The organism is Burkholderia dolosa (assembly GCF_902499135.1).
GTDB classification, from domain to species: Bacteria; Pseudomonadota; Gammaproteobacteria; order Burkholderiales; family Burkholderiaceae; genus Burkholderia; species Burkholderia dolosa.
Genome location: NZ_CABVPR010000007.1, coordinates 36,020 through 58,226, shown reverse-complemented (window position 1 = coordinate 58,226; position 22,207 = coordinate 36,020). Strand labels below are relative to the sequence as shown.

At 65.0% G+C, this 22,207-nt stretch carries 12 protein-coding genes and 2 pseudogenes; 3 read left to right on the top strand and 11 right to left on the bottom strand.

The features are described from left to right. The first annotated feature begins 4 nt into the window (after positions 1–4). The 3 genes from BUB20358_RS05390 to BUB20358_RS05380 are packed head-to-tail and all read left to right on the top strand — an operon-like array spanning position 5 to position 3,760. Positions 5–1,051 carry a microcin C ABC transporter permease YejB gene (locus BUB20358_RS05390; RefSeq protein ID WP_006767185.1) on the top strand — a complete coding sequence of 349 codons (1,047 nt, stop codon included), beginning with the start codon at positions 5–7 and terminating at the stop codon, positions 1,049–1,051. Beyond that, positions 1,005–2,111 carry an ABC transporter permease gene (locus tag BUB20358_RS05385; RefSeq protein WP_035975595.1) on the top strand — a complete coding sequence of 369 codons (1,107 nt, stop codon included), beginning with the start codon at positions 1,005–1,007 and terminating at the stop codon, positions 2,109–2,111. Before BUB20358_RS05390 ends, BUB20358_RS05385 begins: the two co-directional genes overlap by 47 nt. Further along, complete coding sequence (locus BUB20358_RS05380) at positions 2,108–3,760, top strand: ABC transporter ATP-binding protein (protein ID WP_035975597.1); 1,653 nt, start codon at positions 2,108–2,110, stop codon at positions 3,758–3,760. Before BUB20358_RS05385 ends, BUB20358_RS05380 begins: the two co-directional genes overlap by 4 nt. 395 nt (positions 3,761–4,155) lie before the next feature. Here BUB20358_RS05380 and BUB20358_RS05375 read toward each other — a convergent pair whose 3' ends face one another. The 11 genes and pseudogenes from BUB20358_RS05375 to BUB20358_RS28655 form a co-directional block, all read right to left on the bottom strand. Then, positions 4,156–5,667: an acyl-CoA dehydrogenase family protein gene (locus tag BUB20358_RS05375; protein ID WP_052688637.1), complete on the bottom strand. Its 1,512-nt coding sequence runs from the start codon at positions 5,665–5,667 to the stop codon at positions 4,156–4,158. Positions 5,668–5,681: 14 nt separating this feature from the next. Further along, positions 5,682–6,005 (bottom strand): cupin domain-containing protein, encoded by a 324-nt coding sequence (locus BUB20358_RS05370; RefSeq protein WP_052688638.1) that lies wholly within the window; start codon positions 6,003–6,005, stop codon positions 5,682–5,684. Positions 6,006–6,479: 474 nt separating this feature from the next. Then, the gene (locus tag BUB20358_RS05365; RefSeq protein WP_035975599.1) at positions 6,480–7,466 is read right to left on the bottom strand and encodes a DUF937 domain-containing protein; all 987 of its coding nucleotides are present in this window, start codon (positions 7,464–7,466) and stop codon (positions 6,480–6,482) included. After that, the gene (locus tag BUB20358_RS05360; protein WP_006767189.1) at positions 7,463–9,286 is read right to left on the bottom strand and encodes a tetratricopeptide repeat protein; all 1,824 of its coding nucleotides are present in this window, start codon (positions 9,284–9,286) and stop codon (positions 7,463–7,465) included. The genes BUB20358_RS05365 and BUB20358_RS05360 overlap by 4 nt, the downstream gene beginning before the upstream one ends. After that, positions 9,283–10,146: a peptidylprolyl isomerase gene (locus tag BUB20358_RS05355; protein ID WP_105773888.1), complete on the bottom strand. Its 864-nt coding sequence runs from the start codon at positions 10,144–10,146 to the stop codon at positions 9,283–9,285. The genes BUB20358_RS05360 and BUB20358_RS05355 overlap by 4 nt, the downstream gene beginning before the upstream one ends. Positions 10,147–10,176: 30 nt before the next feature. After that, positions 10,177–11,322 carry a DUF2827 domain-containing protein gene (locus BUB20358_RS05350; protein WP_006767191.1) on the bottom strand — a complete coding sequence of 382 codons (1,146 nt, stop codon included), beginning with the start codon at positions 11,320–11,322 and terminating at the stop codon, positions 10,177–10,179. 35 nt (positions 11,323–11,357) lie between these two features. Further along, a complete protein-coding gene (locus tag BUB20358_RS05345) occupies positions 11,358–12,461 on the bottom strand; it encodes a DUF2827 domain-containing protein (protein WP_006767192.1) in 1,104 nt (367 codons plus the stop codon). Continuing rightward, positions 12,458–13,600 (bottom strand): DUF2827 family protein, encoded by a 1,143-nt coding sequence (locus tag BUB20358_RS05340; protein WP_035975600.1) that lies wholly within the window; start codon positions 13,598–13,600, stop codon positions 12,458–12,460. The genes BUB20358_RS05345 and BUB20358_RS05340 overlap by 4 nt, the downstream gene beginning before the upstream one ends. Positions 13,601–13,764: 164 nt before the next feature. Then, entirely contained in the window at positions 13,765–14,463 is a 699-nt protein-coding gene (locus BUB20358_RS05335; RefSeq protein WP_006767194.1) for an OmpA family protein, read from the bottom strand. A gap of 84 nt (positions 14,464–14,547) precedes the next feature. Then, a pseudogene (locus tag BUB20358_RS28755) lies at positions 14,548–14,961 on the bottom strand (YadA family autotransporter adhesin); the annotation flags it as partial. Positions 14,962–15,069: 108 nt separating this feature from the next. After that, positions 15,070–21,759 (bottom strand): annotated as a pseudogene (locus tag BUB20358_RS28655) (ESPR-type extended signal peptide-containing protein); the annotation flags it as partial. Between the last annotated feature and the right edge of the window lie 448 nt (positions 21,760–22,207).

The window sequence follows — 22,207 nt, the reverse complement described above, 5'->3', positions numbered from 1 at the left end:
CGCCATGCTTGCCTACCTGTTGAAACGCCTCGTGCTGATGGTGCCGACATTGCTCGGCGTGGTGACGCTGAGCTTCGTCGTGACGCAGTTCGTGCCCGGCGGGCCCGTCGAGCAGATGGTGATGCAGCTGCGGCGCGGCGCGGCGCACGGCGAAAGCGCCGCGAGCGGCGGTTACCACGGCAGCCAGGGCGTCGATCCGCAGCAGATCGAACAGATCAAGAAGCAGTTCGGCTTCGACAAGCCGCCGCTCACGCGCTACGCGCTGATGCTCGCGAGCTACGCGCGGTTCGATCTCGGCCAGTCGTATTTTCAGCACGACAGCGTGTGGCACGTGATCCGCGCGCGGCTGCCCGTATCGCTGTCGCTCGGGTGCTGGACGATCGTGCTGACGTACCTGTGCGCCGTGCCGCTCGGCATCGCGAAGGCGGTGCGCAACGGTTCGCGCTTCGATACGGCCACGAGCGTGCTCGTGCTCGTCGGCTACGCGATTCCGGGCTTCGTGCTCGGCGTACTGCTGCTGATGCTGTTCGGCGGCGGCACGTTCTGGGACGTGTTCCCGATGCGCGGGCTCACGTCGGACGATTTCGATTCGCTCACGCCCGTCGGCAAGCTGCTCGACTACCTGTGGCACATGGCGCTGCCGGTCACGGCGTCGGTCGTCGGCAATTTCGCCGTGGTGACGATTCTGACGAAGAACACGTTTCTCGAAGAGATCGGGCGCCAGTATGTGCTGACCGCGCGCGCGAAAGGCGTGCCGCGGCGCCGGGTCCTTGGCCGGCACGTGCTGCGCAACGCCGCGATTCCGCTGCTCACGGGCCTGCCCGCCGCCTTTGTCGGCGCGTTCCTGAACGGCAACCTGCTGATCGAGACGCTTTTTTCGCTGAACGGCATGGGCCAGCTTTCATACGATGCCGCCATTCGGCGCGACTATCCGGTCGTGCTCGGCTCGCTGTTTCTTTTCACGCTGATCGGCCTTCTCACCAAACTGATTGCTGACGTCTGCTATGTCCTCGTCGACCCCCGTATCCAATTCGACAGCGCCGATCGCTGAGCGCTCGACGCGCGCCGCTTCGCCGTCGCCGTGGCGACGTACGTGGCTGCGCTTCAAGCGTCAGCGGCTCGGCTATTGGAGCCTGGTGCTGTTCGTCGCGCTGTTCGCCGTGAGCCTGATGGGCGAGCTGATCGTCAACGACAAGCCGCTCGTCGTCTACTATGACGGGCATTACTACTTCCCGATCTTCAAGACTTATCCCGAGACGGTATTCGGCGGCGACTTTCCGGCGCGAACCAACTATCTCGATCCGTTCATCCGCTCGCGCCTCGCTACGGGCGGCAATTTCGCCGTCTATCCGCTCGACAGCCACTACTACGACACGATCGATTACTTCGCGTCGCGGCCGTTTCCGGCGCCGCCTTCCGCGTCGTCCTGGCTCGGCACCGATCAGTTCGGCCGCGACGTGCTCGCCCGGCTGCTCTACGGTTTTCGCGTGTCGGTGCTGATGGCGCTCGCGCTGACGGCGTCGGGCGTCGTGCTCGGCGTACTGACGGGCGCCGTGCAGGGCTTTTACGGCGGGCGCACCGATCTCGTCGGGCAACGCCTCATCGAAATCTGGAGTTCGATGCCCGATCTCTATCTGCTGATCATCTTCGCGGCGATCTTCGAGCCTACGCTGTGGCTCCTGTTCGTGCTGTTGTCGATGTTCGGCTGGCTGTCGCTTTCCGACTACGTGCGCGCGGAGTTCCTGCGCAACCGCTCGCTCGATTACGTGCGGGCCGCGCGCACGATGGGCCTGTCGAACTGGCAGATCATCTGGCGCCACGTGTTGCCGAACAGTCTCACGCCGGTCATCACGTTCCTGCCGTTCCGGATGAGCGCCGCGATTCTCGCACTGACGAGCCTCGACTTTCTGGGCCTCGGCGTCGCGCCGCCGACGCCGAGCCTCGGCGAGTTGCTGCAGGAAGGCAAGAACAATCTCGACGCGTGGTGGATCTCGGCATCGGCGTTCGCCGCGCTCGTCCTCACGCTGTTGCTGCTGACGTTCATGGGCGATGCGCTGCGCAACGCGCTCGATACGCGCCGCGGCGGCTCGGCATTCGGAGGCGGCAAATGACGATCCCGAACCCGCTGCTGTCGATCGAAGGGCTGACGGTCAGCTTCGGCGACAAGCGCTGCGTGCACGGCCTCGATCTCACGATAGAACGCGGCGAGCGCGTCGCACTCGTCGGCGAATCCGGTTCCGGCAAAAGCCTGACGGCATTGTCGATCCTGAGGCTCCTCGATGACGCGACCCTCGGCGGGCGCATCGTGTTCGACGGGGAAGACCTGCTCGGCAAGAGCGAACGGCAGATGCGCGGCATACGCGGCGGCGACATCGCGATGGTCTTTCAGGAGCCGATGACGGCCCTCAATCCGCTTTTCACGATCGGCCGGCAGATCGTCGAAAGCCTGCGTCTGCACGAGGGCCTGGCGCCCAATGCGGCGCGCGCGCGGGCGATCGAGCTGCTGCATCGCACCGGCATTCCCGAGCCGCAGCGCCGCGTCGATTATTTTGCTCATCAGCTGTCTGGCGGCCAGCGTCAGCGCGCGATGATCGCGATGGCGCTGGCTTGCGGCCCGCGCCTGCTGCTTGCGGACGAGCCGACGACGGCGCTCGACGTCACGGTGCGTCAGCAGATCGTCGAGCTGCTGCTGGAGTTGCAGGAGGAGGCGGCACACGAGCGCGGCATGGCCGTGCTGATGATCACGCACGATCTGCACCTCGTGCAGCGCTTCGCGCAGCGTGTGGCCGTGATGGAGAAGGGCACGCTCGTCGAGACGAACGAGACCGCCGCGCTTTTCGCCCGTCCGGGCCACGCATATACGCAGCGTCTGCTCGACAGCGAGCCGGCGCGCGATATCGCGCCGGTCGCGGACACGGCCACTCGCGTGCTCGATGTACAGGCGCTTGCCGTCGATTATCGGACGCGTGCGAAAGGGCTGCGCGGGCTATTCAAGGCCGCGCGCTTTCGCGCGGTCGACGGCGTCGATTTGTTCGTGCGGCGCGGCGAGACGCTCGGCATCGTCGGCGAATCGGGCTCGGGCAAATCGAGTCTGGCGGCCACGGTGCTCGGCTTGCAGCGCGCCGCCGAAGGCGACGTGAAGGTACGCGGACGCTCGCTCGACCGGTATCGGGCTTCGCCCGGCGAATGGCGCAGGCTTTGCGCCGCGATGCAGGTCGTCTTTCAGGATCCGTTCGGCTCGCTGTCGCCGCGCATGACCATCGAGCAGATCGTCGGCGAAGGCCTGCGCGTGCATCGCCCGCAACTCGACGAGACCGCGCGCCGTGCGCGCGTGCTTGCGTTGCTCGCCGAGGTAGGACTCGGCGACGACGCGTTGCTGCGCTATCCGCAGGAGTTCTCGGGCGGGCAGCGTCAGCGCATCGCGATTGCGCGCGCGCTTGCCGTCGAGCCCGAACTCCTCGTGCTCGACGAGCCGACGAGCGCGCTCGACGTGTCGGTTCAGCGCCAGGTGCTGAGCCTGCTCGCGAGCCTGCAGAAGAAATACGGCATCAGCTATCTGCTGATCACGCACGATCTTGCCGTCATTCGCGCGATGGCGCATCGCGTTGTCGTGATGAAGTCGGGGCGCGTCGTGGAGGCGAGCGAAACGCTCGCGTTATTCGATGCGCCAGCACACCCGTACACGCGCTCGCTGCTGTCGGCGTCGTTGTCGGTGCCGCCGCGCGCGGCGACGCGATCGCTGCGGATCGTGCCCGTTTGATTCGTGGCCGTCCGCATCGAGGCTTCGCACACGGCCACACCGTGCTTCAACGCCGTCGTTCTGGATTCGGCGCACTTCGCTGAAACGCGTCGTCAGTGGGTTGCGGCTGCCACTTCGCGACGGACTTGACGATGAATGCCGCCTACTTCGTCGTGCGTTCACCGCGCCGTCGAATCGACGCCGCAGAGCTCGGCGATGGAACCCGGCTACCGAATCCGGAAAGATCGAACGTCCGACCAAGCCGCTGAATGCGGGAAGGCTTGTAAAACGCGCGAGTATCTTTCCGGATTTCCGCGGTTGGGTACGCCTTCAAGGTAGACCGGCGTATTCGGCAAGCCGAGATCAAGACATCGCCAGATGTCGGCTGCCGGCCGGAAAGGATACGACGCAGGGTCCTACAAGGCGCGCTGCAACAGCGGATCGAGCGTGTGTATCTCGCCTCCGTACGTCTGCTCGATATCGCCGATCTGATCCTCGTACGAACCGATGTGCTCCGACAGTTTCGCGGAGGCGACCACGCTGGCGTTCTCGTGGTGCGATCGCCGCATCGCATGCACTGCATCGGAAAAGCTGCGCGCGGCCCACTCGAAGGTATGCGCGCGAACTTCACCGCCTTCGTTGCGGAGCGCTGCCGCGGTCACCGCCCACGCCACGGCATTGGCCGTTCCGGCCGCAAGACGGTGCTGACGCTGTGGCGAAAGTGACGGGAACGATGCAGACGCTTCGTCAAGCGCCGACCAAAGCGGCGCAAGAAAATCCGCAGCCGGAAAGTCTTCCGTCAACAGTGTGTGCAGCTTCCCCGGGTTCTTCAGCACCGAACGCCCGAGGTAGCCGGAGATCCCGTCCGTGGAACCTTCGAAGACTCTGAGAACCCGGTAATCCCTGAAGTTTTGCGTGACGGGGTTCGAGTCAAGGAATCCGCGCCACCCCATGAGTTGCACGCAGGTGTCGATGACGCTCCACGACAGTTCGCCGCTGACGATCTTGCATACGGTGTAGTACGTGGGATCGACGACGCGCCCCTCGTCGAGGCCGTCATAGATCAAGCGGGTTACCGCATCGACAGCCTCGACGGAAGCGACGCAATCGCTCAGGATCTGCTCGATCCGGCCATTGCTCAACAGCGGGCCGGTCGCCACGGTACGACGCGACACGTAGCGTGTGGCGAGCTGCAGGCATCGTTTCATCGTTCCGACGATGCCCGCAGCGAGCATCCAGCGGCCGGCCTGGAACGCATGCGTCGCGACAGCCGCGCCATTGCCGACCCCGCCGAGGACCGCGTCGGCGTCGAGCCGCATGTTCCGCATCTCGATGTGATTCTGCGGGACGGCCCTCATTCCGACCGTCAGGGCCTCGGACACAGGCACCCACCCCGGCGTGCCGGTCGGCACCAGGAACGTGGTCAGGCTGTCGTCAAGGCGCACCGTGAGGTTGATGTACTTGGCCCACGCGCCCAGCGAAATCATCGACTTGGTGCCGTTGATGACGTAACCGGAACCGTCGCGCACCGCCCGCGACGTCATCGCCTGGAAGTTCGTGCCGACCTCCGGCTCGGTCGCCGCCACGCCGGCCAGCGCCCCGGTGGAGGCCAGGACAGGAAGCACCTTGTCCTTGGTGTCCTGGTCGGCGAAAGCAAGGATCGGGTCGATTCCCACCGCGTTGTGCACGGTCGTCAGCAGCGACACGTTGCCGTCGATTGCGCCGAGCTGCTCGAGGACGCGCGCGGTGTCGCGCGCGGACAGCCCCTGGCCGCCGTGGTCCACGCCGACCCTCAGGCCGAGCAGCCCTCCGGACGCCAGATCGGCCGGCAGCGACGCGGGCGGCCGTCGGTGTTCGTCGATGAGGCGGGAGTTGAGTCGTTCTCCCGCGTACCAGCGTAAGAACTGGATGATGTTGTCTGCGCTCATGGCACTCCCGTCAGTCAGTCGACAAAATTGATGGAGAAGACCGTGCATCCTTCGGGGCTCGCCGGAATGTGCGAAGAGCCCTTCTTGCCATACAGGATCGACCCTGCGGGATAGCTTCCAGCGTTATCGGTGAGCGTGCCGTCGAGCACGTAGACGATTTCCAGGCCGAGGTCGTGAATGTCCTCCACAGGGAGGACTGCGCCGGGAGCGAATCGAATCACGCGAACCATTACGCCCTCGTCGGTGTGGTGCACCATCTTGACGAAGATGCCGGGCGCAGCCTCGAACTCCTCGATATCGTCAATGTGGGCTCGGTCGAACATCTCTGGAGTAACCATGTTTTCTCATCTCAAGGGAGCGGATAACTATGCGGTTATCCGGTTGAAGGCATCCGGGCCACCATCGTTGGCTCGATGGCGGCCCGGCTCCAAATCCCTGGAATGGCGCGTAGTACGGATATCGCCGATCCCAGCCAAACGCGACGGTCAGAATATCCACGCCTAAATCATCTGAACATATCGGCTTCTAGAGGACATCTTCGATCCGGCGATGTTGAGATCGTCATCGAGATCGATTACTCACGAGATCGAAGGCGGCGCGCCGGCGATGTCGTTGCACCGCGCCGTGCAGGTGACGGACCACGTACGCTGCTATCCGGCAAGAACGGCGTGCAGCCGCGCGGCAGCGAAGCGCCGCGGCGTTCGTTTCGGCTACGCGCGGCGTAGCGACTGACGCAAAAAAGGCCGGCGAGGTGAGCGCCTCGCCGGCTGAAATGTCCCGGCTCGGAAGAGCGGCCGGGACGCAGGGGGAAGTTACTTGCCGGCTGTAGTCGCCGCGCCGGGCGAAATGACGCCGGAAACCAGCGTGTCGGAGCGACTTTGCGCGGTCGTACTCGTCGTCATTTGCGCGAGCGCGGACCGTACGTCGGGCCACCGATAAACCTTCGTCGACGCGAGAACCGCAATCAGTACCGCCGTCGTCGTCAGCGCGAACACCTTCCACGTGCGTCGCGATCTGGGCTGTTCGCGCTTCATCGGCCCGAACGTCGACGGTTGCATCGCACTCGTGAAGCGGATGTCGTTGACGAACACCTTGCCGATTTCGTAGCGGTTGTGCGCGGGGATCTGCGGCTGCGGCGGTTGACGTTGCGCGGGCTCCGCACGTTCGCTCACGCGCGGGCGCGGCGGTTCGAACTCGCCGGCCACCGACGTGAGGCGCACGGCCACGTTGTCGAGAAACCCGTTCACGTCCGCGTGCAGATAGCCGAGCACGTCGATCGCACCGTCGTTCAGATGCCCGGAGATCGACGGCAGCTGCGCTGCAAACAGCCCCGGCAGTTCCGACACGTCGCCTTGCTCGATCAGCACGTGATGCTTGACGATCCCGCCGACGATCGCCGCGCAAATGCATGTGAGCGCGCACGTGGCCTGTGCCGGCACGCCGACCTCGGATGCCACGTAGTCGCTCAACTCGGTCGCATCGTTGCCGGTGGCGTGCGCGACGAGCGTAAAGCCCGCGTGCTCGAGCTCCTTCAATTTGCCGGTGGAGTCGACCAGCGTCGTGCATTCGTCGCGAATGCGCGGATTGATATCGCGCGACATCAGCGCGCCGAACACGGCAATCGTTTCGTCGCGGCCTTCCGATGCACGCACGGCGAGTGCGGCAACGACGATCGAGCCGGCGCGGCTGAACACCTGTTCGATCGCCGACGCCGGCAACCCGACTTTATGCGCGATTTTTTCACGAACGACATCGTCTACACACGCGCCGAGTGCGGTCGGCAGATTGATTCGTTTCAATGGAGGCTCCCCGTTGCGTTTGTCGTCATCTGATCCTGCGTTTCCCGATTGAATGCGAGCACGGCCAGGTCGCGCGCCAGCGCCTCGAAAACGGGCGCCCACTCGCCATAGGCGGGCTGCCGATAGAGGCGCGTGTTCGGATACCACGGGCTGTCGTTGCGCTCGCTCATCCAGATCCAGTGCGGGTTCGCGTCGAGCAGCACCCAGGTCGGTATGCCGAGCCCGCCTGCGAGGTGTGCAATCGACGTGCAGACGGTAATCACCAGATCGAGGCTCCCGACGAGCGCGGCCGTATCGTCGAACGACGACAGCTCGGGCGTCGGATCCACGAGCGGCAGGCCGGCGGTCTGCAACCGCAGCACGTCGCGCTCCGCGTCCATCTGCAGGTTGACGAACGTCATGTCGCCGACGCCGGCAAACGCGCGCACGTAGTCCATCGGGTCGACCGACCGCAGCGGATTGCGCTGATGCGTTTTGCTGCCGCTCCATGTGATGCCGACGCGCAATTTCCGGCCGTCCGCGAGCGCGGCGCGCGACGCGGCGACTTTCGCCGGATCGGCCGCGAGATACGGTGCGGACGGCAGCTCGTCGAGACGAACGCCGAGCACGAGCGGCAGGCTGCCGACCGGCAAATGGAAATCGAACGCGGGCAGCGGCCGTCGATCGTGCGCGACGATCGTCTCGACCGCGGTGCCGAGGCTGCGCACGAACAGCGCGTGCAGGCTGCTGAAGCAGCAGTAGACGAGCTTGCCGCCTTGCCGCGTCACGTAGTCGGCGATGGCCGGCACGAAGCGCACGAACTGCAGCGCATCGCCGTTTCCCTGCTCGCCCCACACGAACAGCGTTTTGCCCGCCAGCGGTTCGCCGTTCCAGCGCGGCGCCGGGAGATTCGGTGAAACGTCGCGCAACTCCGGCGAGCCGGCCCAGCGCGCTTCATGATTTCGCCAGCCGTTTTCGTAGTCGCCGAGCAGCAGTTGCAGCATCGCGACGGTCCACACGATCGACGGATTGTGCGGCTCGATGCCAAGCGCGCGTTGCGCGACTTCCAGCGCCGCGTCGAACTGGCGATGTTCGCGCAGCACGTACGAGTACGTCTGCAGCGCGGTCACGTAATTCGGCGCGAGCGCACAGGCGCGCTCGGCTGCGACGAGGCCGTCGTCGATCTTGCCGGTCTTGAGCAGCACCGACGCGAGATTCGTCCATGCGAATGCGTGGTCGGGATCTTCCGCGAGCGTCGCTTCGAGCAGCTGCCGTGCCTCGTCGTGACGGCCGAGTTCCAGATAGGCGGCGCCCCAGTTGTTGCGCAGCATCGGCAGCCGGGGATTCATGCTCGCCGCGTGCCGGTAGGCGTCGAGCGCCTGAGCATGGCGGCGCGCTGCCTGCTGCGCGAGTCCGAGCCGGAACCAGTTGCCTGCGTCGGCGGCGAAATGCCGGCAAAGCCCGGTCGCGATCGCGATCGCGTCTTCGATGCGGCCGCAGCGCAACGATGCATCGAACCAGTCGATCAGCCAGCTGTCGCCGTGCGTTTCCCTGAAGCCGATGCGATGAAACCACGTGCATGCGTCGGCATCGTCGCCGACGCGAATCGACAGGCGCGCGCGTTCGATCAGCGCGTCGACGTTGTCGGGTTCGATGTCGAGCGCGCGATCGAACAGATCCTGCGCTTCGCCGAGCCGGCCGCGCAGCGTCATCAGCCGCCCGCATGCGACGAGCGCGCGCGGCTTGCCCGATTTGATCGCACGGCCGGTATCGAGCAGCCGCGACGCACCGATCAGATCGCTGCGGGTGATTCGGGTTTCGACGTCCGCGAGCCATTTCATTTCGATCCATCCTTCATCAGTTGCGCGGGGCGGATCGCCGCCTTTTGCGCGAGTTGGGCGATGAGCGCCGCGAACGCATCGTCGGCTCGCTTGCGTTCGAGCGCGTTGCGCATCGCGCCGCTTGCCTGCGCAAACGACGGGACGACCGCATCGCGGCGATCGTCCAGCCGCGCGACGATGAACCGGTCGCCGGCACGGACGGGCGTATGCGTGATGTCGCCGGCATTCATCGCCGCGATCGTCTGCGCGAGCGGCAACGGCAATCCCTGCGTTCGGCCTTCCGCGGGTGGAGTCTTGAAGCTGATCCAGTCCGTTTGCACGTCGGTCGCATGCGTGCGTGCCGCGACATTCGCGAACGATTCGCCGCTTCCGAGCAGCGCGAGCGCAAAACGGGCGGTCGGCTCGTCGGTGAACGTCATGCGGCTGACCTGATACTGGTACGGTCCGAACTGGCCGGCGATCTCGTCGTAGCGCCGGCGCACGTCGGTATCGGTCACTGGCTCGGTCGACACATGACGTGCGATGTACAGGCGATTCTCGGTATCGATCCTCGCTTTGCGCATCGCGGCGCGCACGGGCTCCGTATTGCCGAGCCCGTCACGCTCCGCTGCCTGCCGAAGCAATTCGCGCGCGACCAGCCCCTGCAATACTTGCGGCCGCATCGATTCCTGCCGGCCGATCATCGCTTCGTCCAGTTCGGCTCGATGCACCGCGACGCCGTTCACGGTCGCGACGACGTCGCCGGCGTCGGCCGACTCGATCGATGGTTTCGCCGCGAGCGCGATCGGCGCGTGCAGCGCAGCGGCAGCCAATGCCAGAAGGGCGCCACGCATGATGCGCGGAGTGCGTACGGCTTGCATGTCTGTTTTTCTCATGGCTGTTGGTCCGGGTCAGGCCGCAACGGGCACGTCGCGCGCGGCGAGCAGCTCGCCGAGCAGTTCGTCGTAACGCGCGACCAGCGGTTCGTGCGTCGCGAGGAAAGGGCGGATGGCTGCGCGCTGGCGTTCGCGATACGCTTCCCAGTCGTCGTTGTGGTGTTCGATCGCGCGCACGAGTTGCCGCGCGCCGGCTTCGATGTCGCTTTCCGCGTAGTAGTAGCCGATGTCCTTGCACAGATGCGCGTTGTGTACGAGCGCGTAGCCGTTCCACGCGACGTCGAAATAGAAGTAGTTCAGCGCGAGCCCCCATTGGTGCGACACGACGATGTCCGTATGCTCGGCGAGGAACTGCGGCGTATCGTGCCGGCCGACGAAACTGACCTTGTTGTCGCGCACGAGATCGAGGTAATGCGCGATGCCGATGAATTCGGGGCAATCGCGCGCCAGATGTTCGGCGTTCGTCACATGGACGAATCCGAGCTTGTCGCCTACCTGCCGGTATGCGCTTTCCGCGATCAGAAGCGGGTTCAGGCAGAACTTCAGCACGTCGATGTTCGGTTCCATGATCGAAACGCGTGCTGCCGTTTTGCCCGGCCGGTACTCGCCGGCAAACGGCAAATGTTTCGTGCGCATCTCCACGCACATCGGATGCCACACGAACGGCACCGGCACGACTTTCTGGCGGCGAAGCACGCCGAGAAAACCGGCGGTCGTCTCCATCACCTGAGGAATGACCCACACCTGGTCGTAGTTCTGGTTGATGAACACGTGATCGGTCAGACGACGGCCGAAGATCATCGCTTCGGTCATCTGCACGTACTCCGGCCCGCAGCAGTAGCTGACGATCTTCGTGTCGCACGCTTTCAGGTATGCGGTCTGCTCGTTGCTGATCTGGCCGCCCAGTTCGATCAGCACGTCGAGCGTGTCTTTCGCATCCTCGAACGTGCAGGTCGGGAACCGCTCCAGGTCCCACGGCAGCGCGAACGTGACCGGAACGTCGGTCGTGTTCACGAGCACGACGTCGTGGCAGAGCGGCGAGCTCTGGAACAGCATCGCGAGATACAGCGCGTTCTGCTTGATGCCGTTGACCCACAGGCTTTCATCCGCGTGGCGCAGCCCGATCGTGATGCCGATGCGCAATCCGCATGGAAACTTCATCTATTCCTCCGTCGTTCTCGTGATGAACCGATCAATCAACCGTTGACAACCGCCGCGATGGCCGCGCTGTACTGCTCGACATTGGCACGCGCGAGCGGATCGAGCGTTGCCAGGAACGCACGTGCGCTCGCGCGATAGTCGTCGACGCACGCGTCGTGCACGGCGAACGCTTCGCGCAGCGCGAGCGCACCGTCTTCGCAGTCGAAATCCGCGTACCGGTAGCCGCAGCCGCCGAGCAGATCCGAGTTGTGCACGAGCGGATAGCCGCCGTGCAGCGCTTCGTAGTAGACGTAGTTCTGCGCGTTCTCCCACGTATGCGACACGATTGCGTCGGCCTGCTGCGTGAGAATTTCGTGGACGGGCAAGCGCGGCTCGAAGGTCGCGCGGCCCTGCACGACGAGATCGAGACTGCGTGCAAAACCGACGAATTGCGCGTCGCCTTTCAGCTGCATCGTGTTGAACACGCGCAGATACTCGATGAGGTCCGGCTGTTGGCGGTGCGCGAGGTCGGCCACGAGCATCGGAATGTGCGACGTCTTCACCATGCAGATGTTCGGTTCGAGCACGGCGACACGCCAGCGCGGCCGGCCCGGCCGATAGCCGAACGCACCGTTCGCCGCGCGCTCGACGAGCGCGGGGCTCCATAGATGCTGCATCGCGGTGACCGGCGCGCGCAGTGCGGTCTCGTAGTAGCCGGCGCAGGTCTTCTCGAAGGCGGGCAGCGTCCAGATTGCGCTGTACGGCGTGCCCGACACGAGCATCCCGTGCGGCAACGCGAACATCATCCGTTCGATGTCGATCACGTAGTCGTTCGCGACGCGCATGCCGATCACGCGGCCGCCTTTGTCGCAGAACGCGCGCGCCCAGTCGGGGTTGAGCTGCGCGCTCAGCTCGATGACGACGTCGAGCGTCTGCCGCGCCGTATCGAGGTCGATCACGGGCACGGGCGCGAACTCGAGAAACTGCGCGGCCGCGGCCGGATCGCCGTCGCCGCCGTTTACCAGGTACGCGGCTTCGACGTTCGGCGCGTGCTTCAGCAGCATCGTGAGGAAATAGCAGTTCTGAAAGATGCCGTTTTCCCAGATCGATTGCTGGCCGTTGCGCAGATAGATCGTCACGCCGACCTTCAGCTTGCTCATGCCGGCACCCCCGCGTTCTCGGCCGTCAGCGCGAGCAGGCGGCGCGCGTAGACCGAGCAGTTCGCGTTCGCGCGCGGCGCGAGCGACATCAGGAAGCTGCGTGCGCGCTGCGTGTAGTACTTGTGATCCGTGTCGTGATGCTGAACGGCGCGCAGCAGTTGGACTGCGCCGGCCTCGATATCGGAGTCGGCGTAGTAGTAGCCGAGGTTCGACAGCCACGGCGAGTTGTGAATCAGCGGATAGCCGCCGTACAGCGCGTCGAGATACAGGATGTTCTGGTCGTTCTGCCATTGATGCGCGATCACGGCATCCGCGTTCTGGCTCATGAAGCCGGCGAAATCGTGGCGGCCGTCGATGCGTACGCGCTCGTGACGGTTCAGATCCATCGAACCGAGCATGAACGAGAACGACGGATGATCGCGCATGTGTGCGCTGTTGAGCACGTGCAGCGATCTGACCGCGTTCGTGTCCGCGCGAAATGCGGCTTCGCCGACGAGCATCGGGATCACGCAGCATTTCACGACGGAAATGTTCGGCTCGAATACCGCGAAGCGCAGCCCGCGCGGGCCCGTTTCGCCGCGGGCCGAACGCGGTTCGTATCCGAAGCGCAGCCCGGCTTGCTCGACCGCCTGAATGCGTTGTTCGATGAACGTGCTGTCCCACAGGAACGGCACTTCGAACACGGGGCAGCGGTGCAGCGTGCGCAGCATCGGCATCAGTGCGCGATCCTTGCCGAGAATCCAGATTTCGTCGCAGCGCGTCGCGCGCGAGAAATAGCCGTCCCGCTGAAATACACTCGGCTCGATCAAGCCGACGTACGGCTGACCGCAACAGAAGAACACGACTTTTTTTCCGCGCGCACGCGCGTAGTCGAGCCATTCGACGTCGAGCCCGCCGCCCATTTCGAAAATGACGTCCGGCAGTTCGGCGAGCTCACGCGGTGCGACGAGCGGCACGTCGCCTGCGAGCGCTTCGGCTTCCGGCGGCAAAGACCGTTGATCGCCGCAGTTCAGAAGCACGATATCGGTCACGAAAGGCAGCTCGCGCAGCAGTTGCAGGAAATAGAAGATGTTCTGACCTAATCCGTTTTCCCATATCGACTGCCCCGTGTGCGTGAGTACAGAGATTCCGATTTTCATGTTCTGGTTCTCGAGGTGCTGTGACTGCGTGACTTGACTGCTCAAAATGCGTACGTGCGTGTGGATAAAGTGCGGATCGCGGAAATGGAACGGATCGGGTCGCTACAGGCGGCGCGTCGGCGCGTCGGCGCGGTGAAGCGCGACGCGCCGACGCGCGATATCCGTCATTCGAGCGTGATGTCGACCCGGCGATTCTTCGCACGGCCCGCCGCCGTCGTGTTGGTGGCGACGGGATTGCTTTCGCCGTAGCCGCGCACGTCGAACTTTTGCGCCCGCAACCCGTGCTCGCGCAGATACTGCGCGACCGCTTGTGCGCGCCGCTCGGACAACCGCTGATTGTGCTCGGCCGTACCCGTCGAGTCCGTGTAGCCGGCGATCGCGACCGTCTGGAACGTGGTGCCGCGCGCGGCGTCGATCAGCACGTCGAGCCTGTCGCGCGCATCCGGTTTCAACGTCGCGCGGTCGGTGTCGAAATTCGCATCGCTGTCGAGCGTGATGCGCTTCGCGGGAGCCGGCGCAGCGACGGCCGCGGCGGGTGCCGGTGCCGGCTTAGCCACGACGGCCGGCGCGGATTGCGGCGGCGCCGCGCACTGGAACGTCAGGATGCGCACGTCGCGCGGATTCTGCTCGTCGCCGAGCGGCGCGACCTGCTCGAGCGGCTGTACCTGCTTTTTCCCGCAGATTTCGGCTGCCTGCGAGAAGCAGGTCTGCTGTCCCTCGAAGAGACCGTGGCAGTCGACGCGGTACGCCTGTTGCCCGTTCGGCAGGCCGACGCGATACGCATTCCACGTCGGCCCCTGCGACGACGAGCACGCCGCGAGCAGGGCGGTCGCCCAGAGAATGAAAAGTGATTTCGCTGACATTCTGATTTCCTCGGTTGTTCGTTGCGCGGAACGGGCGTCGAACAGCGCCCGTTCCGCGAGTTGCGGCGTCTACGAATTACGTCGTTACCACTGGTAGGACGCACCGACCCCGTACGATTGCCCGCCGCTGCTGATCCCGACACCGGCCCGCACTTTCAGGTTGTTGGTGATGCGCGCGGTGAAGCCGATTGCCGTCGCGCCGTAACCCTGGAAGCTCGCGCCGCCGATACCGAGCGCGAGCGTCTTGCCCTGATCGACGTCGGGAATCATCGTGAGCGCCGTCGCCGCAGCGATACCGCCGTACGCCTTGCGTGCCACCGAATTGATCGAGTTGTTCAGGTCGTTCCGCACGCTTTGCAGCTGCGACACGTTCACGCCGTCGGTCGGATTGATGCCCGGCGCCACGTTCGTCAGACGCCGCTCGTTGCCCGCGGACCCGATCGATACGGTGTTCGGTTCGTCGGCGATCGAGCCGCTGCCGAGCGCAACGGAATTCGGCGCGCTCGCGACCGCGCCCTGGCCGAGCGCAGTGGCGCCCGCCCCGGATGCGGCCGATTTCGCGCCGATCGCCGTTGCACCGACGGCCGCGGCGGCTGCGCCGTTGCCCAGCGCGATTGCACTCGCACCTGCGGCCGTGGCGTTCGTGCCGATCGCGACGGCATTGACGCCCGTTGCGCCGTCGTTGTTGTAGTTCCCTTGCTGCGTTCCGTTGTCGTTCACGCTCACGTAGTGCGGCTTCGCGGCGCCGATCGCGCCGATCGCCGTCGACAGCGACGTGATGCCGGTCGACGTCGACGTGCTCAGCGACTCGAGGCCGCTCGTGACCGTCGAGAGGCCGGTCGACAGCGAACTCATGCCGGTCGACAGCGACGACATGCCGGTCGACGTCGACGTGCTCAGGCTCGATACCGCCGTCGACGTCGAAGTCGACAACGAACTGATGCTCGTCGACAGCGAACTCGTTGCAGTGGACGTCGACGTGCTCAGCGACGTAACCGAGCTCGTCACGGTCGACAGGCCGGTCGACAGCGACGACACGCCGGTGCTCAGCGACGAAACGGCCGTACTGGTCGACGTGCTCAGCGACGAAATGCCGGTGCTCAGGCTCGAGATGCCGGTGCTCAGGCTCGAGATGCCGGTGCTGGTCGAAGTCGACAGCGAATCGATACCGCTCGTCACCGTCGACAGTCCCGTCGAGATCGAGCTGAGGCCCGTCGACAGCGAACTGATGCCGGTGCTGGCGGAAGTGGACAGCGACGACAGGCCGGTCGACAGCGACGACACACCGGTGCTCAATGACGAAACGGCCGTGCTGGTCGACGTGCTCAGCGACGAAATGCCGGTGCTGAGACTCGAGATGCCCGTGCTGGTCGACGTCGACAGCGACGAGATACCGGTGCTCAGGCTCGAAACCGCGGTCGACGTGGACGTGCTCAACGACGAGATACCCGTCGACAGCGAAGAAATGCCGGTGGACGTGGACGTGCTGAGCGAGTCGACCGAACTCACGACCGTGGAGAGACCAGTGCTCAGGCTCGATACCGCGGTGGAAGTGGAGGTCGACAACGACGACACGCCGGTGCTCAACGACGAGATACCGGTCGACGTCGAAGTCGACAGCGACGATACGCCGGTGCTCAGCGACGAAATCGCGGTGCTGGTCGACGTCGACAGCGAATCGACGCGGCTCGTGACGGTCGACAGACCGGTGCTCAGGCTGCTGATGCCGGTCGACGTCGACGTGCTGAGCGAAGACACGCCCGTGCTGAGGCTGGAGATTCCGGTCGAAGTCGACGTGCTCAGCGAGATCACGCTGCTCGTCACCGTCGAAAGACCGGTCGACAGCGACGACACCCCGGTGCTCAGACTGGAAATGCCCGTGCTCGTCGACGTGCTGAGCGATTCGATCGACTGGTTCGTCGCATAAAGCTGCGAACCGTTGATCGCGTCGGTGCTGTCCTTCGAAATCTGACCGGCCGCGACGTTCGTGATCTGGCGTTCCTTGCCCGGTGCGCCGACGCTCACGACGCCGACCGGATTCGCGCCGGCGAATTGATACGTCGTGCCGCCGATCACGGCGCTCGGCGTCGGATGCGCAACGTCCGTGATCGAGCCGGCGCCGAGCGCGACGGAATTGTCGTTCTTCGCATTTGCGCCGTCGCCGATCGCAACGGCGCTTGCCCCGCTTGCGGTGGCGTTCGTACCGGCTGCCAGCGAATTCAGGCCGGTCGCGCCGTCGTTGTTGTAGTTGCCTTGCTGCTTGCCATCGTCGTTGACGCTGTAGTAATGCGTCTTGCTCGCGGAAATGGCCGTGGACAGCGACGAAATACCGGTGCTGGTCGACGTCGACAGCGAGCTGACGCCGGTGCTGAGCGACGATACGCCGGTCGACAGCGAGCCGATCCCGCTCGTGACCGTCGACAGCGCGGTGCTCGCAGACGTGGACAACGACGAAATGCCGGTCGATGCGCTGGTGCTGAGAGAAGAAACACCGGTGCTCAGCGAGCTCGCAACCGTCGAAGTCGACGTGCTCAACGACGAAATGCCCGTCGATGCCGACGTCGACAGCGACGAAATCCCGGTGCTGAGCGACGACACACCCGTGCTCAACGAAGAGAGGCCGGTGCTCGTGGACGTGGACAGCGAGTCGACGCTGCTCGCAACCGTCGACAGACTCGTGCTGATGCTCGAAATTCCGGTCGAAGCCGAAGTCGACAGCGACGACACACCGGTGCTCAGCGACGAAATGCCGGTGCTGGCGGACGTCGACAGCGAACCGATGCTGCTCGTGACGCCCGAAATACCGGTGCTCAGGCTCGACACCGCCGTCGACGTCGAAGTCGACAGCGAATTGATGCCGCTCGCGACCGTGGACAGACCCGTCGAAGTCGACGTGCTGAGCGACGAAATGCCCGTGCTCAGCGAACCGATACCGCTCGTCACCGTCGACAATCCGGTGCTCGTCGAAGTCGACAGCGACGAAATGCCCGTCGACAGCGAAGAGATCCCGGTACTGGTGGACGTACTCAACGAGTCGATTGCCGTGTTCGTCGCATAGAGCTGCGAGCCGTTGATCGCGTCGGTACTGTCCTTCGTGATCTGGCCTGCGGCCACGTTCGTGATCTGACGCTCGGCGTTCTTTGCGCCGACGCTCACGACGCTTTGCGGATTGGCACCGGCAAACGTGTACGCATTTCCGCCGATGGTGGCGCCCGCCGTCGGGTTGGGCGCTGCGGTAACGGAGCCCGAACCCAGCGCGACGTCGCCCGCGTTCGTTGCCGCGGCCCCCGAGCCGATTGCGACGGCGCCGGCGCCGGTCGCGTTCGCGTCGCGGCCGATCGCGACACCTGCGGCGCCGCCCGCCGTTGCGCCCACCCCGGCCGCCAGCGCGTTGATGCCGGTTGCGCCGTCGTTGTCGTAGTTCGCGCCTTGCACGCCGTTGTCGTTGACCGAATAGTAGTGCGTCTTGCTGGCCGAAATCGCGGTCGACAGCGAGCTCGTCGCGCTGGACAGGCCGGTCGACAGCGACACGATTCCGCTCGTCACGGTGGAGAGCCCCGTGGAAACCGACGAGGAAACGGAGCCGATGCCGCTCGCGATCGTCGACAGGCTCGCCGACGTCGCAGTGCTCAACGACGACAGGCCGGTCGAAGCGGACGTGCTCAGAGACGAGATTCCGGTGCTTGCTGAGGTCGACAGCGACGACAGGCCGGTGCTCAGCGAAGAAACGCCAGTACTCAGCGAAGAGACGCCAGTACTCAGAGAAGAAACGCCGGTACTGAGCGACGAAACGGCAGTCGAAGCCGATGTGCTGAGGCTCGAGATTCCGGTCGACGCGGAAGTGCTGAGCGAAGACAGGCCGGTCGACAGCGACGACACGCCCGTGCTCAGCGACGAAATTCCGGTGCTGGCCGACGTCGACAGTGAGGACACGCCGGTGCTGAGGCTCGAAACGGCGGTCGACGTGGACGTCGACAGCGTGTCGATCGCGCTGTTCGTCGCGAAGAGCTGCGACCCGTTGATCGCGTCCGTGCTGTCTTGCGTGACCTGGCCTGCTGCAACGTTCGTGAGCTGGCGTTCCGTACCCTTCGCGCCGACGCTGACGACACCGGCCGGCGTCGTGCCCGCGTATGCGTACGTCTTGCCGCCGACGGTGCCGGTCGAGGTCGGAACGGCTGCGGCCGTCACCGCGCCGTCGCCGAGCGCGACCGAGTTCGGGGTCGATGCGGTCGCGCCGCGGCCGATCGCGACCGCGTTTGCCGCGGTGGCCTGCGCGCTGTCGCCGACAGCTACTGCGCTTTGCCCGGCTGCATTCGCGGAATAGCCGATTGCCGTCGCGCCGCTTCCGGCCGCCGTCGCGCCAACGCCGGCCGCGATGGCATTCACGCCGCTCGCACCGTCGTTGTCGTAGTTGGCGCGTTGCACGCCGTTGTCGTTGACCGAATAGTAGTGCGTCTTGCTCGCGGAAATCGCCGTCGACAGCGAACTCGCGACCGTCGACGTGACCGTGCTGAGCGACGAAACGCCCGTGCTCAGCGAACCGATGCCGGTCGACGCGGACGTGCTCAGCGACGAAATAGTGCTGATCGCGCCCGACACGGCCGTAGAAAGCGAGCTGGCCGTCGTGCTCGTGGACGTGCTCAGCGAAGACAGCCCGGTGCTGAGGCTGGAAATTCCGGTCGAAGCGGACGTACTCAGCGAGCTCACACCCGTGCTCAACGACGAAAGGCCGGTCGAAGCAGAGGTGGACAGCGACGACAGGCCGGTGCTCAGGCTCGATACGCCGGTCGAAAGCGACGAGACGCCCGTGCTCAGCGAGCCGATGCTGCTCACCGCGCCGGACAGCCCCGTGGACAGCGAGCTTGCGGTCGTGGACGTCGACGTGCTCAACGACGACAGCCCCGTCGACAGCGAACTCACGCCGGTGGACAGCGACGACACGCCGGTGCTGAGCGAAGCGATCCCCGTACTTGCGCTCGTGGACAGCGAGTCGACCGCGAGGTTGGTCGCATTGAGCTGCGAGCCGTTCACCGCATCGGTGCTGTCCGCACTGAGCTGCCCGGCCGCAACGTTCGTGATTTGCCGCTCTGCGCCTTTCGCGCCGACGCTCACGACGCTTTGCGGCGTTGCGCCGGCAAATGCGTATTGCGTGCCGCCGATCGTTGCGTTCGGCGTCGGATTAGGCGCCGCCGTCACGGAGCCGCTGCCGAGCGCGACGTCGTTCGCGTTCGCCGCCGTTGCGCCGGAACCGAATGCGACGCCGCCGCTGCCCGCTGCCGTGGACGTGTTGCCCAGCGCGATCGAGCCCGTGCCCGTGGCGGTGTTGGAATTGCCCATCGCCAATGCACCCGTGCCGTTTGCCGTGTTGTTCGCGCCGACCGTCACCGCACCCGTGCCGGTTGCGGAATTGGGATCGCCGATCGCGACGGCACCGTCGCCGCTTGCGGTCTGCTGGTTGCCGATTGCAACGGCGCTGCCGCTCAGTACCGCCGATTTCGACCCGATCGCGACGGAGCCTGGGCCGGCCGTTGCGGCCACCGTATTGCTGTCGCCCACGGCGACGCTGGACGCGGCCAGCGCTTGCGAGTTGTAGCCGACGGCTGCGGCGGCCGCACCGCCTGCCGACGCACCCACGCCAGCTGCGATTGCGTTGACGCCCGTTGCACCCTTGTTGTCGTAGTTCGAACCTTGCGTGCCGCCGTCGTTCACGCTGTAGTAGTGCGTCTTGTTCGCGTCGACTACCGTGCTCAGCGAGGCGACGTTGCTGTTCGTCGTGGACAAGCCCGTGGACAGGCTGCCGATGCCGGTCGATGCCGAGGTCGACAGCGAATTGACCGCGCTCGTCACGCCCGAAATGCCGGTGCTCAGCGAAGACACTGCCGTCGACGTGGAAGTCGAAAGCGACGACAGGCCCGTACTCAGCGAGGAAACGCCGGTCGACAGCGAGCTGGCGACCGTGGACAGGGACGACACGCCGGTACTCAGGCTTGAAACCGCCGTGGAAGCAGAAGTGCTGAGCGAGCTGACACCCGTCGAAAGCGACGACACGCCCGTGCTGAGCGACGACACACCGGTAGACAGGGAAGACACGCCCGTGCTCAAGGAGCTCGCAACGGTCGACAGCGAAGACACGCCCGTCGAAAGCGAAGAAATACCGGTGCTCGTGGACGTGCTCAACGAATCGACGGCCAGGTTCGTCGCATGGAGCTGCGACCCGTTGACGGCATCGGTGCTGTCCGCGGTAAGCCGGCCGGCCGCGACGTTCGTGATTTGCCGTTCCGCACCGTTCGCGCCGACGCTGACGACGCTCGTCGGCTTCGCGCCTGCAAACGTGTAGGCATTTCCGCCAATCGTTGCGCCCGCAGTGGGGTTTGCTGCTGCCGTCACCGAACCGGAGCCCAAAGCAACGTCGCCGGCATTCGTCGTTGCGGCGTTCTGCCCGATTGCAACCGAATTCGCTGCTGCGCCCGTTGCACCGTCACCCAGAGCAACAGCGCTTGCACCGGCCGAAGTCGCGTTCGTACCGACAGCAATCGCATTTACGCCCGTCGCACCCTTGTTGTCGTAGTTGCCTTGCTGCGTGCCGTTGTCGTTGATGCTCACGTAATGCGGGGCAATCGTGGAAACGAGTGTGCTGAGCGACGACACGTTGCTGTTTGTCGTGGAAAGCCCCGTCGACAGCGAGGACACGCCCGTGCTCAGGGAATTCACGCCGCTCGTGACAGTCGAAAGGCCGGTGCTGAGGCTGGAGACGCCAGTGCTCAGCGACGAAACGCCGGTCGAAAGCGAGCTAACTGCCGTCGATGCCGAAGTGGAAAGGGAATCGAGATTGCTGTTCGTGGTGGAAAGGCCGGTGCTCAGGCTCGATGCCGTCGTGCTCGTGGACGTGCTGAGCGAATCGAGGTTGCTGTTCGTGGTCGACAGGCCGGTGCTCAGGCTCGAAACAGCGGTGGAAGTCGAAGTGGAAAGCGTTTCGATCGCGGTATCCGTCGCGAAGAGCTGCGAGCCGTTGATTGCGTCGGTGCTCGTGGCGGTGACGCGACCTGCGGCGACGTTCGTGACCTGGCGTTCAGTGCCGGGCTTGCCTACGCTAACAACGCTCGCCGGTGCACCGCCCGCATACGTGTACGTCTTGCCGCCGATGACTCCATTAGGCGTCGGGTTGGCGGCGGCCGTGACGGAACCTGTACCCAACGCAAGGCTATTGGCGTTCGCAGCCGTTGCGCCGTTACCGAGTGCCATCGCGCCTGCGGCGGTAGCAACTGCGGCCCCGCCGATTGCCGCCGAATTTCCCCCGACAGCTGACGCGCCGGTTCCGAGGGCAAGGTCGTTGATGATCGTTGTGCTGCCGGATACGCCAGCTACCGCGTTCGTGCCTGCTGCGAAAGAGTCGGTGCCGTTCGCTCTGGTTCCCGAGCCGATAGTCACGGCACGCAGGCCAGACGCAACCGCCGAAACACCCACCGCCGTTGCGTTCGTATTTGACGCCGTTGAATTCATACCAACGACTGTCGCGTTCACACCGGAGGCCAGAGCACTGTTACCAACGACGAGCGAATTCGTATTGTTGCTTATCGCCGACGTACCAACTGCCATCGAGCCCGTGCCGCTCGCCGTCGCCGACGTACCGATGCCGACGTTATTCGCCAGACTCGCCGTTGCCCCGACACCGACAGCAACCGCGCTTTGTCCACTTGCGATTGACGATGCACCGAGCGCCATGCTCGATGTTGAACTCGCCAAC

What these genes read in the sequence shown, in the direction of transcription:
- BUB20358_RS05390 (WP_006767185.1), top strand. Translation starts at nt 5, where the DNA reads ATGCTTGCCTACCTGTTGAAACGCCTCGTGCTGATGGTGCCGACATTG.
- BUB20358_RS05385 (WP_035975595.1), top strand. Translation starts at nt 1,005, where the DNA reads ATGTCCTCGTCGACCCCCGTATCCAATTCGACAGCGCCGATCGCTGAG.
- BUB20358_RS05380 (WP_035975597.1), top strand. Translation starts at nt 2,108, where the DNA reads ATGACGATCCCGAACCCGCTGCTGTCGATCGAAGGGCTGACGGTCAGC.
- BUB20358_RS05375 (WP_052688637.1), bottom strand. Translation starts at nt 5,667, where the DNA reads ATGAGCGCAGACAACATCATCCAGTTCTTACGCTGGTACGCGGGAGAA.
- BUB20358_RS05370 (WP_052688638.1), bottom strand. Translation starts at nt 6,005, where the DNA reads ATGGTTACTCCAGAGATGTTCGACCGAGCCCACATTGACGATATCGAG.
- BUB20358_RS05360 (WP_006767189.1), bottom strand. Translation starts at nt 9,286, where the DNA reads ATGAAATGGCTCGCGGACGTCGAAACCCGAATCACCCGCAGCGATCTG.
- BUB20358_RS05355 (WP_105773888.1), bottom strand. Translation starts at nt 10,146, where the DNA reads ATGCAAGCCGTACGCACTCCGCGCATCATGCGTGGCGCCCTTCTGGCA.
- BUB20358_RS05350 (WP_006767191.1), bottom strand. Translation starts at nt 11,322, where the DNA reads ATGAAGTTTCCATGCGGATTGCGCATCGGCATCACGATCGGGCTGCGC.
- BUB20358_RS05345 (WP_006767192.1), bottom strand. Translation starts at nt 12,461, where the DNA reads ATGAGCAAGCTGAAGGTCGGCGTGACGATCTATCTGCGCAACGGCCAG.
- BUB20358_RS05340 (WP_035975600.1), bottom strand. Translation starts at nt 13,600, where the DNA reads ATGAAAATCGGAATCTCTGTACTCACGCACACGGGGCAGTCGATATGG.
- BUB20358_RS05335 (WP_006767194.1), bottom strand. Translation starts at nt 14,463, where the DNA reads ATGTCAGCGAAATCACTTTTCATTCTCTGGGCGACCGCCCTGCTCGCG.